This is a genomic window from Planococcus sp. CPCC 101016 (assembly GCF_007859295.1).
GTDB lineage: Bacteria > Bacillota > Bacilli > Bacillales_A > Planococcaceae > Planococcus.
The window spans coordinates 481161-494045 of sequence record NZ_VOHB01000002.1 but is presented as its reverse complement, the minus strand read 5'-3'; the positions used below and the strand labels follow the sequence as shown (position 1 = coordinate 494045).

Here is a 12885-nt window from a genome sequence, read left to right as displayed (position 1 = left end):
AAGGAATCAGTTCATATGAACCGACCCCTTCTTTCTCAACTAGTATTTTAAACCCATTTGACGACAGCTTATTCAACTAATTGAATAAATTGCTTTGTCCGTTCATTTTTCGGATTTTCAAAGAAGGTTTTGGGATCTGCCGATTCAATGATCCTGCCTTCATCAATCATGATGATTCGATCCGCTACTTCTTTAGCGAACTTCATCTCATGCGTGACAACCACCATCGTCATTCCTTCTTCAGCCAATTGCTTCATGACCTGAAGCACTTCTCCAACCAATTCCGGATCGAGAGCTGAAGTCGGTTCATCGAATAACATAACTTTCGGCTGCATAGCAAGTGATCGGGCAATAGCGACACGCTGCTTTTGTCCACCCGAAAGCTTACTCGGGTAAACACCGGCTTTGTCTTCCAAACCAACCTTTTTCAGCAATTCCATTCCTAATTTTTTAGCTTGTTCCTTCTTCATTTTCTTAACGGTTATAGGTGCTTCTATTACATTTTCCAATACCGTTTTATGAGGAAACAAGTTAAAATGCTGAAACACCATACCAACTTCGGCGCGTATTTTTGTTAGATTATCCTTTTTTGGATTGACCGTATGCCCATCAATTGTAATTTTTCCTTCATTGATCATTTCAAGGAAGTTGAAGCACCTGAGAAGCGTACTTTTTCCGGAGCCGCTGACTCCGACAAGAACGACAACTTCCTGAGGTTTAACATGAAGGTCTACGCCTTTCAGCACCTCGAGGTCACCAAAGGATTTATGAATGTTTTCTCCAATAATCATGTTAGTCCCTCCTTAGGCTCTGTCGACATCGAGTTTGTTTTCATACAAACGCAATAAGAATGTGAAAATCATGACAAGCACGAGGTAGTAGAGCGCAACAACCAGGAATGATTCAAATGGCTGGTATGATTGTGCAGCTTCCCGGTTTCCGAGAGAGAAGATTTCCGCTACCCCGATGATGTAAACGAGTGATGAATCTTTCAACGTAATGATGAATTGGTTGCCAAGCGGCGGAATCGAACGGCGCAAAGCCTGTGGAAATACGATTCGGCTCATGGTCTGCCGGCGGTCCATCCCGAGTGACAAACTAGCTTCCCGCTGTCCTGGATCGATGCCTTGGATCGATCCGCGGAAAATCTCCGCAATATAGGCACCATTATGGACACCGAGTGCTATAGCACCAGCCCAGAAATTGGACATTGTATAAAGTTCAACAATACCAAAATACAAAAACATAATCTGTACAATCAACGGAGTACCACGAATGATCGTGATATAGATGTTAGCGATAGTCTGTAAAATTTTTGAACCTGAAATTTTCATCAGCGCGAAGATTAGTCCAATCACTGTTCCCAAAATGACACCGATAGCTGTCAATTGGAGTGTTACGACAGTGGCCTCTAAAAATCCAGGGTATGTTCGCATGAATACGTCATATACAGTTACAAATATCTCTGGCATAAACGCCACTCCTCCCCATCTCAGCTCATTTAGTTGAGAATTTCAATTCCTTCAAGATCTACATCGAGGAGGTTACGTCCAAACCACTTCTGAGAAATTTCTTCGTATGTTCCATTTTCTACAATAGTTGCTAAAGCTTCATTGATCGCTTCAAGCAAAGCTTCGTCATCTTGACGTACAGCGACAGCTGCTTGTTCAATCCATAGCGGATCGCCGACCATTTCGATTTCCAAACCTGCATTCTGCGCTTCAAATCCTACTACATCGGCTGTAATAACAGCATCTAAACGGCCTTCTACTGTTAGATCCTGTAATGCTACTACGTCACTATTGTAGTATTGAATATCATCTGTATAATTTTGCGCTGCTGTATCGTACGTACTTTGGCCAACTACGCCGATTGTCGCTCCTTCAAGATCAGCTTCTGAAGTAATTTCAGTATTTCCTTCACGGACGAAAATCACCCCGCCAGAGTAATAGTAAGGATCAGAAAATGCCACTTGTTCAGCACGTTCTTCGGTAATAGCCATAGATCCTAAAATCGCATCGTAACGGTTAGTAGTCAATCCCTGAATAATTGTTTCGAAAGGTGTAGTTACCGGGTTTGGTTCCAATCCCATTTCTTCAGCAAGCGCATTGCCGATATCAATATCAAATCCTGTTAAATTACCGCCTTCTTCATAGTTGAACGGCTTGTAAAGTCCACTTGAAGCACTAGTGAATTTCCCCTCTTCTACTAAGTTCAAATCACTATTCCCGCCTTCTGTACTTGATCCTTCTTCCGAACTGGTTGAGTCATCCCCTCCACAAGCAGCCAATAGCATTCCCGCAGAAAAAATTACACTTAAAAATGACAATTTCTTTTTCATTTCGCTCTCCCCTTTTCGTTTATAATTGACCAAATCGCCGAGGCGTTTCGGAATTTCCCAGTAAATTGAGTGTTTCCAGATAAAAAAATTACTCTAGTGTTAGTGGTTCCAACCGTATTTTCACGATCAGAGATTTACCTGTAAAAATTAGCGGATTTACTCGCTATTAATACGGAATAAAAAGATTTCGCTCTTTGTAGACAGCTTCGACCTTCGCCAAATTACGATTTATTTTGACCTGATCTTTGACATATACAAATCGCATAATCGAAGTTAAAAGTGCATGGACCGATGTGTACGAATCAATACTTAGATTCGAATTCACAGATACGGTAAGAACATAGTCTGCATAATCACAGGCTGGCGATTCTTCAGAATCAGTTAAAACGATCACTTTCGCTCCCTGTTCTTTCGCGCTTCTCAATGTATCGATGACAATTCTTGTATACCGGGGAAAGACAAAAGCAATCACCAGGTCCCCTTTCTCCAGTTTGGAGAGTTGGGTATAGTATTCACCCGTTGAAGAGTACATCATCTCAGTATGATTGAGTGCGAGGTTCAACCAGCTGGCAAACCAATGGGCTATGCCATAATCGAAAAAGTTGCCGGTGACGTAAACACGATCTGCCTGGCTGATTTTATCGACGACTTGAAGAAGTTTGTCTTCGTTTATCGATTTTTTCAGCTTAACAATACTTAAAATGTCCGCATCCAATAAATTTTCCAGAAAAGACTGATCAGCAACAGGTTCTGGAATTTTCTGTTCCGCCTTATCCAGCCGTTCTTCAGCAAGTTTCCGCTGCACGACCTGTTGAAATTCCGCGTATCCTTTATAACCAAGTTTTTGTGTCCAGCGGATTACTGTCGATTCACTGACGTTCACTCGCCGGCCCACTTCGAGAGCAGAAGAGAACGCTAAAAAAATGGGTTCTTTAAAAAACAAATCACCGACCTTTTTTTGGCCTGAACTAAATTCTGGGTAAGAATTAGACACACTTCGCAGTAAATCCTGCATATTTAACGCCTCCACTTAAAGAACACACTCATTTACTCTTCTAAAGTATACTATTATGCAGGAAACCCTGCAATAGTTTACAGAAAATTCAAGACTAACGATATACTCAGATAAATCAACAGTTACAGCTGAGTGCTTGCTCCTCAAGGCTTTGAGCTATATCCTCCGTAGAAAAATTAGATAAAATTTTCTTTTAAATTTAAATAAATACGTGATTTCCATTACTTAACTACTTGAATGTCTCGAAAAAACTAACTAACGGCAAAGTAAACTACACCATTTATCCCCTTATTTTGGAAGCTTAAAACACCTTGTATGGTCACCACGCCACTCTTTCTTTCTATAGAACCTCACATGTTTTTATATTTATGACAGTCTCCTGTATAATCTTTGTATAAGTGAATTTATTGAGGGGCTGTTCATAATGTGGGAAAATCGGATATTTAAACTTTTTATTTTTTGGTACATATGCGGAATTATTTTACTTGGTTTCGATTTACTGCCCTCCTGGCTGGAGTGGGCCAATGCATTCTTTCTGATGCTTGCCGGCACCTTAGGCTTTTTGTACTTCCTTAAACGCTTTGGCATCGGTGTTGGTTCGGCTATTGGCGTCCTCATATTCTTCTCCACCTTCATAGTAGAATGGGCTGGCGCAGACAGCGGTTTTTTGTTCGGTTCCTATGATTACACAGACCGTTTTGCACCGAATGTTTTTGGCGTCCCCATTGCGATTGGTTTCGCCTGGTTGATGGTCATGGCCACTACCCACGTAGTCGCGCGCTGGATTGTTCCTTCCGGTGGCTTACTATATGCACTAGTCGGCGGGATTGGCGCCGTCATTATTGATTTGATCATCGATCCGGTGGCTTATCAAATTAAACAATATTGGATATGGGAAGATACCGGACATTATTATGATATTCCCTGGACCAATTTTTTCGGTTGGTTTGTCGTGGCGTTTGTTCTGCATCTTATAATCGACTTGACGATGAAAAAGAAATCTATGGTCATTATGGCCAAACTCCCTGAAAAACGAATGGTCCTGCTGTATGTATTAATGATCGCTATGTTTATCATGCTTGGAGCAATCGGCGGATTAATACTGGCCGCTTCCTTGACTGCTTTCTTAACTGTTTTGATTGTTTTACTGGCCTGGAAGAGGCGACCTGTATGATTGATGCGAAGAAATCGGCTTTATTTGAAACAGGTTTTAATCTGTACTTGACGCCGCTTATCCGATCCTCCTTTTCGCGCCTTCTTGGACAAGGCGTAAAAGCCATTCCCGAAAAGCCGGTATTGTTTATTGCCAATCACAGTTCCTGGTGGGATGGCCTAGTATTTTTCTATTTGAACCGTACAGTCTGGCATCACGATATCCACATGATGATGCATGAAGAAGGATTAAAAAAGCATTCTTATTTCCGTTACCTTGGAGCATTTTCTATCAATCGCCAAAAACCAAAAGAGATTCTGACTTCACTCCAATACGCTGAAGCATTGCTGAAGCAGGGAAAGTCAGTTGTACTCTTCCCTCAGGGAGATGAGTTTCACCTTGAAACAAGGCCACTGGCTTTTCAAACCGGTATCGCTTATCTGATGGAGCATTGCCCAGAAGTTCCTGTTGTGCCGCTCAGCTTTTACTATTCATTTGGGCACCAACAAAAACCGGATATCTGGATCCGCCAGCACGAGCCTGTGTCCACTGAAGAAATTGGACATATGACCCGCAAAGAAAAAACGCTTTATTTGCAGCAGCTTTGCACTGAACAGCTTGATTCCTTAAAAAAGACGGTTATCAGCGAAAACAGCGATGCGTTTCAATCGCTTGGAAAAAGGAGAAAATGATCATGGGCATTTACATTGGGATCCACTTGACTTTTTTAGCTTGGATTATCATCAATCGCCTGTTTCTCCCGGCCTTGCCTAAGGAGCCGAGACTGTCTGCTGCCCCTTTGGTGTCAGTACTGGTACCCATGAGAAACGAAGAGCGCAATGTAGAAACTCTGGTAAAGTCTTTGAAAAATTCTTCATACGAACATGTGGAATTCATTATTTTAAATGATCAATCCACAGATCGAACACAAGATGAGCTGGAACGGACGATTGCTGGAGACTCTCGTTTTGCTATTCTGCAGGGCAAAGAACTTCCTGAAAATTGGGTCGGAAAAGTCCATGCTTGCCACCAATTGCAGCAAGCCGCTTCGGGGGAGTATTTGCTGTTCGTCGATGCGGACGTCCGCTTCAGGCCAAAAGCGATTGTACAGTCATTGGCCTTGATGCAGCGAAAAAAATCTCAATTGTTAACCGGCTTCCCAGCCTTTGATGTATCGCCTTTTCTTAGCAAGCTTCTTGTCCCGATGCTGCATTTTGTCATCTTGTTCCACTTGCCGATTGCTTTGGCAAATTATACGAAATTCAAAGCGGCTACCGCGGCAAACGGCATGTGGATGATGTTTGAAACAAGCAGCTACCGAAAAATCGGCGGACATGCAGCGGTCCACACTTCACTGGTCGAGGATGTGCATATTGCCCGTGAGATGAAGGAGCATGGATTCAAGGTAGTATTGGCCAACATTACAATGTCGGTAAAATGCCGGATGTATAGCACCAATTCTGAAGTATGGGAAGGATTTCTGAAAAACAGCTATGCCGGAATCGGACGCTCACCTGTACTTGCAGTCGGCCTTATTCTTTTTTATACGATCTTTTATGTTCTCCCTCCAGTGCTAGCAGTATACGGCCTGTTCAGCGGTTTCTACTTGTGGATCATGCCTTACTTGCTGACAGTAGCTCAACGCTGGTATGTCGACATGGTCACCAACCAACGCTGGTATCTGGCGTTTCTAATTCCTCTGCAAGCTGCGGCAATGTTGGGTGTCCTGATGCAATCCATGCGGAAATCTTTGAAAAAACAGCCTTATTCATGGAAAGGAAGGCATTATTCATGAAAAAAATCGTCATAGTCGGCGGCGGATTAGGTGGACTCGCCTCCGCAGTAACACTGGCACATGCAGGATTCGAAGTGGAGCTTTTTGAAAAAAACAATCATTTGGGCGGCAAACTTATGCCTGTTAAACTGGGGAGTTATCATTTCGATTTCGGCCCAAACACGATTACGATGCCGGCGGTCTTCAATAAAGTCATTTCCCAAACAGGTGAAAATCCAGCAGATTACCTGGAGTTCATTTCTTTAGAAGCACATACACGCAATCATTTTCCAGATGGCCGTGCATTTGACTTTACAAGCAATCAGGAACAGATGATTCACCATCTTCAAACCTTCGATTCTTCGGCAGCGGAGAAATACCCGGCTTTCATAAAAGAAATCAGCCGCCTTTACAGATTATCGGAACGCTTTTTTTTCCCGGTGACTTTTCAATCCTGGCGCGATTACCTTTCACCGTCTCTTGGCTTCGCCCTTTCTCAAGTTCGCCCGGCAGAATCCATGCACCATTTTTTTCAGCGCTATTTCAAAGATCCCTTACTTGTTCAGGCCTTCGACCGGTATGCTACATACATCGGTTCGTCCCCTTACCGGGCACCGGCCACTTTTTCCATGATCGCTTACTTGGAACTGGTTGAAGGAGTTTACTACACAAAAGGCGGCAACACCGGCATTGCAAAAGCATTTTCTGAAGTGGCCAGAAAATCCGGTGCTCAATTGAACACCAATGCGGTGGTCAAAAAAATCATGACGGACAACGGAGAAGCCCACGGCATCGAGCTTGAAGATGGAACCCGAATTGCTGCGGACTTGGTCATTTTAAATGGAGATCTGCTATCAGCATTTCCAGATTTGGTCAATGAAGCGGAGCGTCCATCCTTATCTGACGCTAAGGTTGCCGCATTCGAACCGTCGATTTCGGCATTTGTTATAACTGTTGGCTTAACAAAACGACTCGACAGCCTCAAACACCATAATGTCTTTTTCTCCTCGGATTATCAAAAGGAATTCAATGACTTGTTTGATGCTTCAGTCTATAGCGATGAGCCGACAGTCTACATCAGTAATTCTTCCTACACGGATCCGTCGGTCTCTCCTGATGGCGACAACTTGTTTATCCTTGTCAATGCACCCGCTCTGACCAAAGAGGGGCATCTTCAAATTGATCCAGAGGCTTATAAAGAACGTATTTATGACTTTCTTTTAAACTATGGGGTCGATATTCGCAGTCATCTTGCGGAAGAGCAACTCTTTACTCCCGCTTTTATCCGAGATAAATTCGGATCTTTCCGCGGCGCCTTGTATGGACCTTCATCCAATCGACCGAAAGACGCATTTCTGCGGCCGCCAAATGCCAGCCGCGATATCCGAAATCTGTATTTCGTCGGCGGCAGTACACATCCCGGCGGCGGATCACCCATGGTCGTATTGAGCGGCTTGAATGTAGCGAATAAAATCATTGGGAAATTCAAAAAGACACTTCCATCATCGTGATGGAAGTGTCTTTTACAATTAAGGATATATATCAATTAAGCTTATCAGAGCAACATGGGCGCTTCCGCTTTTCTTCATTGTCCAGTCTCCAGCGCCCAGCTCTTTGGGGCATAAGCCAACTCAGCTACGTGACTTAAAACATGCCACTTCGCTGATCTGTCTTATGCCCGGCAGAGCTACATGGGCGCTTCCGCTTTTCGATGTCCAGACTCCAGCAGCCAGCCCCTCGAGTCGCTTCAGTCTTACCGGCAATGGCAAAGGGCAACATTACCAGTAAGACTTCCAGCGCTTGTCGCGGCTAGATGGCTGCTTCCACTTTTCGGTTTACAAACAAGCCAAAATCGCTTGCTTCGATTCTTCCGGTACGTAATGCTTTTCGCGGAAGACATTGTATTGCTTGGATCGAATAGTAACGAGAATTTCACGATATACAAGCGCTGCTCCTTTGACAGGAACCCGTGAAGATAGCGGATAATCCTGTATGGTCTCAAAAGCTTTTTTGTAATGGAACTCGGCTTTTGATGCCAGCTCTTCCCAAACCGCAATGAATTGCGGAGTGACAATTCCGGAACGCAGTTCGTCTTCACACAATTCATATTTGCCCATGATTTCTTCGGGCAAATAGATTCTGCCCAATTTCAGATCCTCTCCGATGTCACGGAGAATATTGGTTATTTGCATAGCGTAACCTAGCGATATTGCACCTTCTTTTAGGATGCCCGTTTTGCCTGGAGCCAAAATCGGCAGCAGCATCAATCCAACAGTACTGGCCACGTGGTAACTATAATTCAACAGTTCTTCCATCGTGCGATAGCGATTGATGGTCAAATCCATTTCCTGTCCTGTAATTAATCCCCTAAAAGCCTCGACATCCATATCATAATTTTCAAATACATGTGCCAACGCTACCCATGTCGGGTTTTCGGAATCATAGACCCCGGTTAAGAAATCTTCAAAATCGTTTTTGAATTGTTCAAGTTCTTCTTCGGAATTAAGCCCTTCATCTACAATATCGTCTACTGTCCGGCAAAACGTATAAACCGCCCAAACAGCTTTCCGCTTTTCCTTAGGGAGCAAAGAGAATGCTTTGTAAAAGCTTTTTGAATGTGTAGCGATGACTTTTTCACAGGAGGTATAAGCATCTTTCAAATTCATCATGCACTGCCCCTTTCCTTTGCAAAATCGCCTTGGATTTGCTCTGCCAGCAGCTTTGCACCTTGCATGACAATCGGTATGCCTCCTCCGGGATGGACTGAAGCGCCAACCGCATACAAGCGATCCGTTTTATATGGTTTGACTTGGGGACGGAAAACACCTGATTGGAACAGCGTCGGACCAATTCCGAAACTGCCTCCTTTAAACAGGCCGAAAGCTTCTGCTTCTGAAGGCGTACGGACTTCCATCCATTCGACTGCTTCCCTGAGATCCGGAAAAGCCAATTCTTCCATGCGATCAATGATTCGATCGATCCAAGCTGTATCACTCGCCCAGTCGATGTCCGTCCCGGACGGCACTGGAACTAATACATACAGAACCCCCTTGCCTTCAGGAGCCAGTGAATCATCTATCTTAGATGGGTGGAACGTATAGATCGCCGGATTTTCGGTCTTCCGTTTCTTTACAAATACGTCGTCCATATGATCTTCGTAACTATCGCCAATAAAAAATTGATGGACATTTCCTTCTTCGTATACTTTGTTCAAACCAAAATACAGTAAGACACATCCTGAAGAGGCCGTATAACTTCGTTTTTTCTGTTCAGGCAATACTTTTTCAATTCCAGGAAAATCGCCGTTGTAAACAATCGCATCAAATGCTTCAAAACCTTCTGCTGTTTCAATCCCTTTGGCTTTTTTATCTTCTGTTACAATCTGTTTAACCGTGCAATTCTTTTTAATTGTCAAGTTGTTTCGTGACCGCAGCGCTTTTTCCAACACTGGAATAAGACTTCCGTAGCCGCCTTTCAAATAATATACTCCATGTTCGTGCTCACTGAAAGGGACAAGTGAATACATTGCGGGGGCACGGAATGGATCTCCACCGATATACAAGGACTGGAGGGAGTAAGCTAATTGCAGCCGCTCATCCCGGAAATAATTTGACGTCATTTTTTTGACAGACTGCTGCGGCTTTAACTTCATTAATTTTTTTATATTTTGGGCTGTAAAAAAATCGGATTTATTGATAAATGAATGCTCTAAGAATGATGATTTTCCGATTTCAAAACGCTTGCGCCCATCTGAAATATACCGAAGAAACCCTTCTTTTTCATCAGGAAAGACATTTTTAATCTCTTCCAGTTGACGATTGATATCAGGATATTTGGTATAGACAGTGCCATCCGGAAAACGAATGGAATAAAGTGGGTCACATAGTAATAATTCGATTTCTTCTTCTGGAATCCCTGCCTGTTGAAGGAGCTCTTGAAACATTTCAGGCAATAAGACAATTGTAGGTCCTTGATCGACTTTAAAGCCATCCCTTTCAACAAAAGTTAAACGGCCTCCAAGCTTTTCCTCTTTTTCAAAAATCGTGACTTCAAACCCCATATTCGTTAAATACAATGCGCCCATCATTCCCCCGACGCCGCCACCAATCATAGCAATTTTCATGCAAACCCCTCCAGTGCTGGGAGAGGCAGAATCGGGATTCCTTCTTTGCCATGCTGCTTAAGAATGCCGTTGGCGGTAATGCGGGCAGACTCCAGAATCGTCGGCAATCCGCTACCTGGATGAGTGCCTCCTCCAACCAACCAGCAGTTTCTTAATTCTTCAAATTTGTTGTGGGGACGGAACACCATCATTTGCGTTAATTGATGTCCGAGATTGAAAGTTGCTCCCTCATAAACTGAATAATCTTCCTGCCATCCCATTGGGGTCAACATTTTTTCAACTTCAATATGGTCCCGCAAATTTTTGAATTCTGTCTTTTCTTCTATAATATCCAATACCAATTCACGGAATGCATGCTGTTCTTTTTCCCAACCGATTTCACTGAAGTTATTGGGAACTGGTGCTAGAATGTATAGCGCTGATTTCCCTTCCGGCGCCAAGGTCGGATCGGTCACGCTGGCATTTTGCACATAAATGGAAGGATCTGCAGAGAGAATGCGTGATTTTGTCATCTCTTCTACATTTTTTTTATAATCTTTTGCGAATACGATGGTGTGGTGAGAAAGGTCATATTTTTTATCAAGACCCAAGTAAAGCATGAACGTTGAGCAGGAATATTTTTTCTTTGCCAACTTTTCCGGCGTGTATTTTTTTAGGATTCCTGGCTCCACCAAATTATTCATGGCATGGGCAAAATCACCGTTGATAATTACCTCGTCTGCTGCTTCACGCTGCCCATTTTCAAGGTCCACGCCTTTTACTTTGCGATTTTCAATCCATAATTTCTTCACACCTGTACTGGTGTGGATTTTACCGCCGAGTTCTTCTACAACCTTTGCCATTGCTTGCGATAATTGATTAACTCCTCCGATCGGATGATAAATGCCATAAGCATGCTCCATATAAGAAAGTATGGAAAAAGCACCTGGACATTCCCATGGGGACATGCCTAAGTATTTGGACTGAAAGGCAAAAGCCATTTTAAGCCGCTCATCTTTGAAATAACGGGACAAAACATCATATAAAGTTTTATTCACTTCAAGTTCTGGCAATGCCTTTAAGACTTTCGGATGGACCATGCCAAAATAGCTGTCCATTTTCGATTGAAGCATGGGTGATAGGGCTTCTAATTTCTTTCCGGTTTCTTTCATAAAACGCTCGTAGCCGTCGCCATCACCTTTAAAATTTTCATTGATCTGTTTTTTCATTTCCTGATTATTGCGTGTCATCACCAGATTTTGGTCTTCAAAAATCAACTCATACATGGGATCTAGTTCAATAGCATTCATATAATCTTTTAAATTACGGCCTGTCGCTTCAAAAAGCTCTTCTACTAAATGAAGCATACTCAAAAAAGTCGGACCTGTATCAAAAGTAAAATCACCAAGTCGCAGTTCTGCATTTCTGCCCCCTACCCATGGCTGTTTTTCATAGACATCCACCTGGTACCCTTTACTGGCCAATAACATTGCGGCAGCTAAGCCACCCGGTCCGGCCCCTATCACAATCATCTTCTCCGACATAACAGATGCCTCCATTTCAAATCGCCCTAACATTCTACATTAATTATACAAATATTATACCGCCTAAGGTTATAAAAGACTATTTATTTGAATTTACCCTCTTTCACTCTTTTTAACTTGTTCCTTTCGAAATAGTTCTCAGCAGTAAAAAAACGCATTAAAGCTGAACACAAAAAAACCGCCTCATAAATATGAGCCGGTTTTTCGCTTAGTTTAGTATTTTTATTTTTACGTTTTTGCGTCCCCACTTAAGCGCTTTGCTTTGGGTCGGAATAAAAACATCTATTTTATTTCCTTTAATGGCACCGCCTGTGTCTCCAGCGACTGCGTAGCCATAACCTTCAACATGAACTTTCGTTCCAAGTGGAATGACTTTCGGATCTACTGCTATGACTTTCAATCCAGGATTTTTCTTTAAGTTAAGTCCTGTTCTTGTAATTCCTGAACATCCTTTGCAATAGGCCGTATAAGCCGTTGCACTTACTGTGAATTCTTTAGCTACCGATCCGCTTGTAGAACGGGAAGGAGTGGTTTTTTTGGAAACTGGCTTAGCAGTTGTTTTTTTCAATTGAAGCTTTTGTTTCGGGTAAATTGTATTTGACTTTAAGCCGTTCCAAGTTTTTAAATTGCTGACCGATACTTTTTGCGTTTGTGAAATCTTATATAAGGTATCCCCGCTTTTTACTGTGTATACAGTTGATGCTGCTGAACTTTCAATCGAAGTGCCTAGGAATAAAATCAGTGCAAAACTCAAGACTGCCAATAGTTTTTTCAATCTGCTATCCCCTTTGCTTTTTCTAAGTACAATTAAAATAGCACGGGAATATTACAGGGGCGTAACAATAAAGAGCATGTTTCATTACAATACCGCTTCATTTTGTGACATAAGTATTAATTAGACTCTTTTTAAAACCTAAAAAATGGTAAAATAAAAGACTTTCAAACCATTCCTTATG

General features: G+C 42.6%; 12 protein-coding genes. 4 read left to right on the top strand and 8 right to left on the bottom strand.

Annotated elements, in window-relative coordinates; translation table 11 throughout:
* Positions 1-68: 68 nt before the first annotated feature.
* The 4 genes from FQV26_RS02285 to FQV26_RS02270 form a co-directional block, all read right to left on the bottom strand.
* Entirely contained in the window at positions 69-791 is a 723-nt protein-coding gene (locus tag FQV26_RS02285) for an amino acid ABC transporter ATP-binding protein (protein ID WP_146555752.1), read from the bottom strand.
* 12 nt (positions 792-803) lie between these two features.
* Positions 804-1472: an amino acid ABC transporter permease gene (locus FQV26_RS02280; RefSeq protein ID WP_146555751.1), complete on the bottom strand. Its 669-nt coding sequence runs from the start codon at positions 1470-1472 to the stop codon at positions 804-806.
* A 29-nt stretch (positions 1473-1501) separates the two neighbouring features.
* Entirely contained in the window at positions 1502-2341 is an 840-nt protein-coding gene (locus tag FQV26_RS02275; protein WP_146555750.1) for a transporter substrate-binding domain-containing protein, read from the bottom strand.
* Positions 2342-2507: 166 nt separating this feature from the next.
* On the bottom strand, positions 2508-3356 hold the full coding sequence (locus tag FQV26_RS02270; protein ID WP_146555749.1) for a MurR/RpiR family transcriptional regulator: 849 nt from the start codon (positions 3354-3356) through the stop codon (positions 2508-2510).
* 424 nt (positions 3357-3780) lie between these two features.
* On the opposite strand from FQV26_RS02270, the gene FQV26_RS02265 reads away from it, so the two are divergent.
* From FQV26_RS02265 to FQV26_RS02250, 4 genes are read left to right on the top strand one after another with little or no spacing between them, the layout of a single operon-like run.
* Positions 3781-4530: a carotenoid biosynthesis protein gene (locus FQV26_RS02265; protein WP_146555748.1), complete on the top strand. Its 750-nt coding sequence runs from the start codon at positions 3781-3783 to the stop codon at positions 4528-4530.
* The gene (locus tag FQV26_RS02260) at positions 4527-5201 is read left to right on the top strand and encodes a lysophospholipid acyltransferase family protein (protein WP_146555747.1); all 675 of its coding nucleotides are present in this window, start codon (positions 4527-4529) and stop codon (positions 5199-5201) included. Before FQV26_RS02265 ends, FQV26_RS02260 begins: the two co-directional genes overlap by 4 nt.
* Before the next feature lie 2 nt (positions 5202-5203).
* Entirely contained in the window at positions 5204-6304 is a 1101-nt protein-coding gene (locus tag FQV26_RS02255; RefSeq protein WP_146555746.1) for a glycosyltransferase family 2 protein, read from the top strand.
* The gene (locus FQV26_RS02250; protein ID WP_146555745.1) at positions 6301-7794 is read left to right on the top strand and encodes a phytoene desaturase family protein; all 1494 of its coding nucleotides are present in this window, start codon (positions 6301-6303) and stop codon (positions 7792-7794) included. The genes FQV26_RS02255 and FQV26_RS02250 overlap by 4 nt, the downstream gene beginning before the upstream one ends.
* Before the next feature lie 324 nt (positions 7795-8118).
* Here FQV26_RS02250 and FQV26_RS02245 read toward each other — a convergent pair whose 3' ends face one another.
* From FQV26_RS02245 to FQV26_RS02230, 4 genes are all read right to left on the bottom strand, one after another.
* Positions 8119-8952: a phytoene/squalene synthase family protein gene (locus tag FQV26_RS02245; RefSeq protein ID WP_146555744.1), complete on the bottom strand. Its 834-nt coding sequence runs from the start codon at positions 8950-8952 to the stop codon at positions 8119-8121.
* A complete protein-coding gene (locus tag FQV26_RS02240) occupies positions 8949-10406 on the bottom strand; it encodes a phytoene desaturase family protein (protein ID WP_146555743.1) in 1458 nt (485 codons plus the stop codon). Before FQV26_RS02240 ends, FQV26_RS02245 begins: the two co-directional genes overlap by 4 nt.
* Entirely contained in the window at positions 10403-11929 is a 1527-nt protein-coding gene (locus tag FQV26_RS02235) for a phytoene desaturase family protein (RefSeq protein WP_146555742.1), read from the bottom strand. Before FQV26_RS02235 ends, FQV26_RS02240 begins: the two co-directional genes overlap by 4 nt.
* A 208-nt stretch (positions 11930-12137) precedes the next feature.
* Complete coding sequence (locus tag FQV26_RS02230; RefSeq protein WP_146555741.1) at positions 12138-12704, bottom strand: 3D domain-containing protein; 567 nt, start codon at positions 12702-12704, stop codon at positions 12138-12140.
* Between the last annotated feature and the right edge of the window lie 181 nt (positions 12705-12885).

Bases quoted from the DNA above. Each gene is read 5' to 3' on its own strand.
- FQV26_RS02240 (WP_146555743.1), bottom strand. From the start codon at position 10,406: ATGAAAATTGCTATGATTGGTGGCGGCGTCGGGGGAATGATGGGCGCA.
- FQV26_RS02265 (WP_146555748.1), top strand. From the start codon at position 3,781: ATGTGGGAAAATCGGATATTTAAACTTTTTATTTTTTGGTACATATGC.
- FQV26_RS02260 (WP_146555747.1), top strand. From the start codon at position 4,527: ATGATTGATGCGAAGAAATCGGCTTTATTTGAAACAGGTTTTAATCTG.
- FQV26_RS02250 (WP_146555745.1), top strand. From the start codon at position 6,301: ATGAAAAAAATCGTCATAGTCGGCGGCGGATTAGGTGGACTCGCCTCC.
- FQV26_RS02235 (WP_146555742.1), bottom strand. From the start codon at position 11,929: ATGTCGGAGAAGATGATTGTGATAGGGGCCGGACCGGGTGGCTTAGCT.
- FQV26_RS02280 (WP_146555751.1), bottom strand. From the start codon at position 1,472: ATGCCAGAGATATTTGTAACTGTATATGACGTATTCATGCGAACATAC.
- FQV26_RS02245 (WP_146555744.1), bottom strand. From the start codon at position 8,952: ATGATGAATTTGAAAGATGCTTATACCTCCTGTGAAAAAGTCATCGCT.
- FQV26_RS02275 (WP_146555750.1), bottom strand. From the start codon at position 2,341: ATGAAAAAGAAATTGTCATTTTTAAGTGTAATTTTTTCTGCGGGAATG.
- FQV26_RS02255 (WP_146555746.1), top strand. From the start codon at position 5,204: ATGGGCATTTACATTGGGATCCACTTGACTTTTTTAGCTTGGATTATC.
- FQV26_RS02270 (WP_146555749.1), bottom strand. From the start codon at position 3,356: ATGCAGGATTTACTGCGAAGTGTGTCTAATTCTTACCCAGAATTTAGT.
- FQV26_RS02285 (WP_146555752.1), bottom strand. From the start codon at position 791: ATGATTATTGGAGAAAACATTCATAAATCCTTTGGTGACCTCGAGGTG.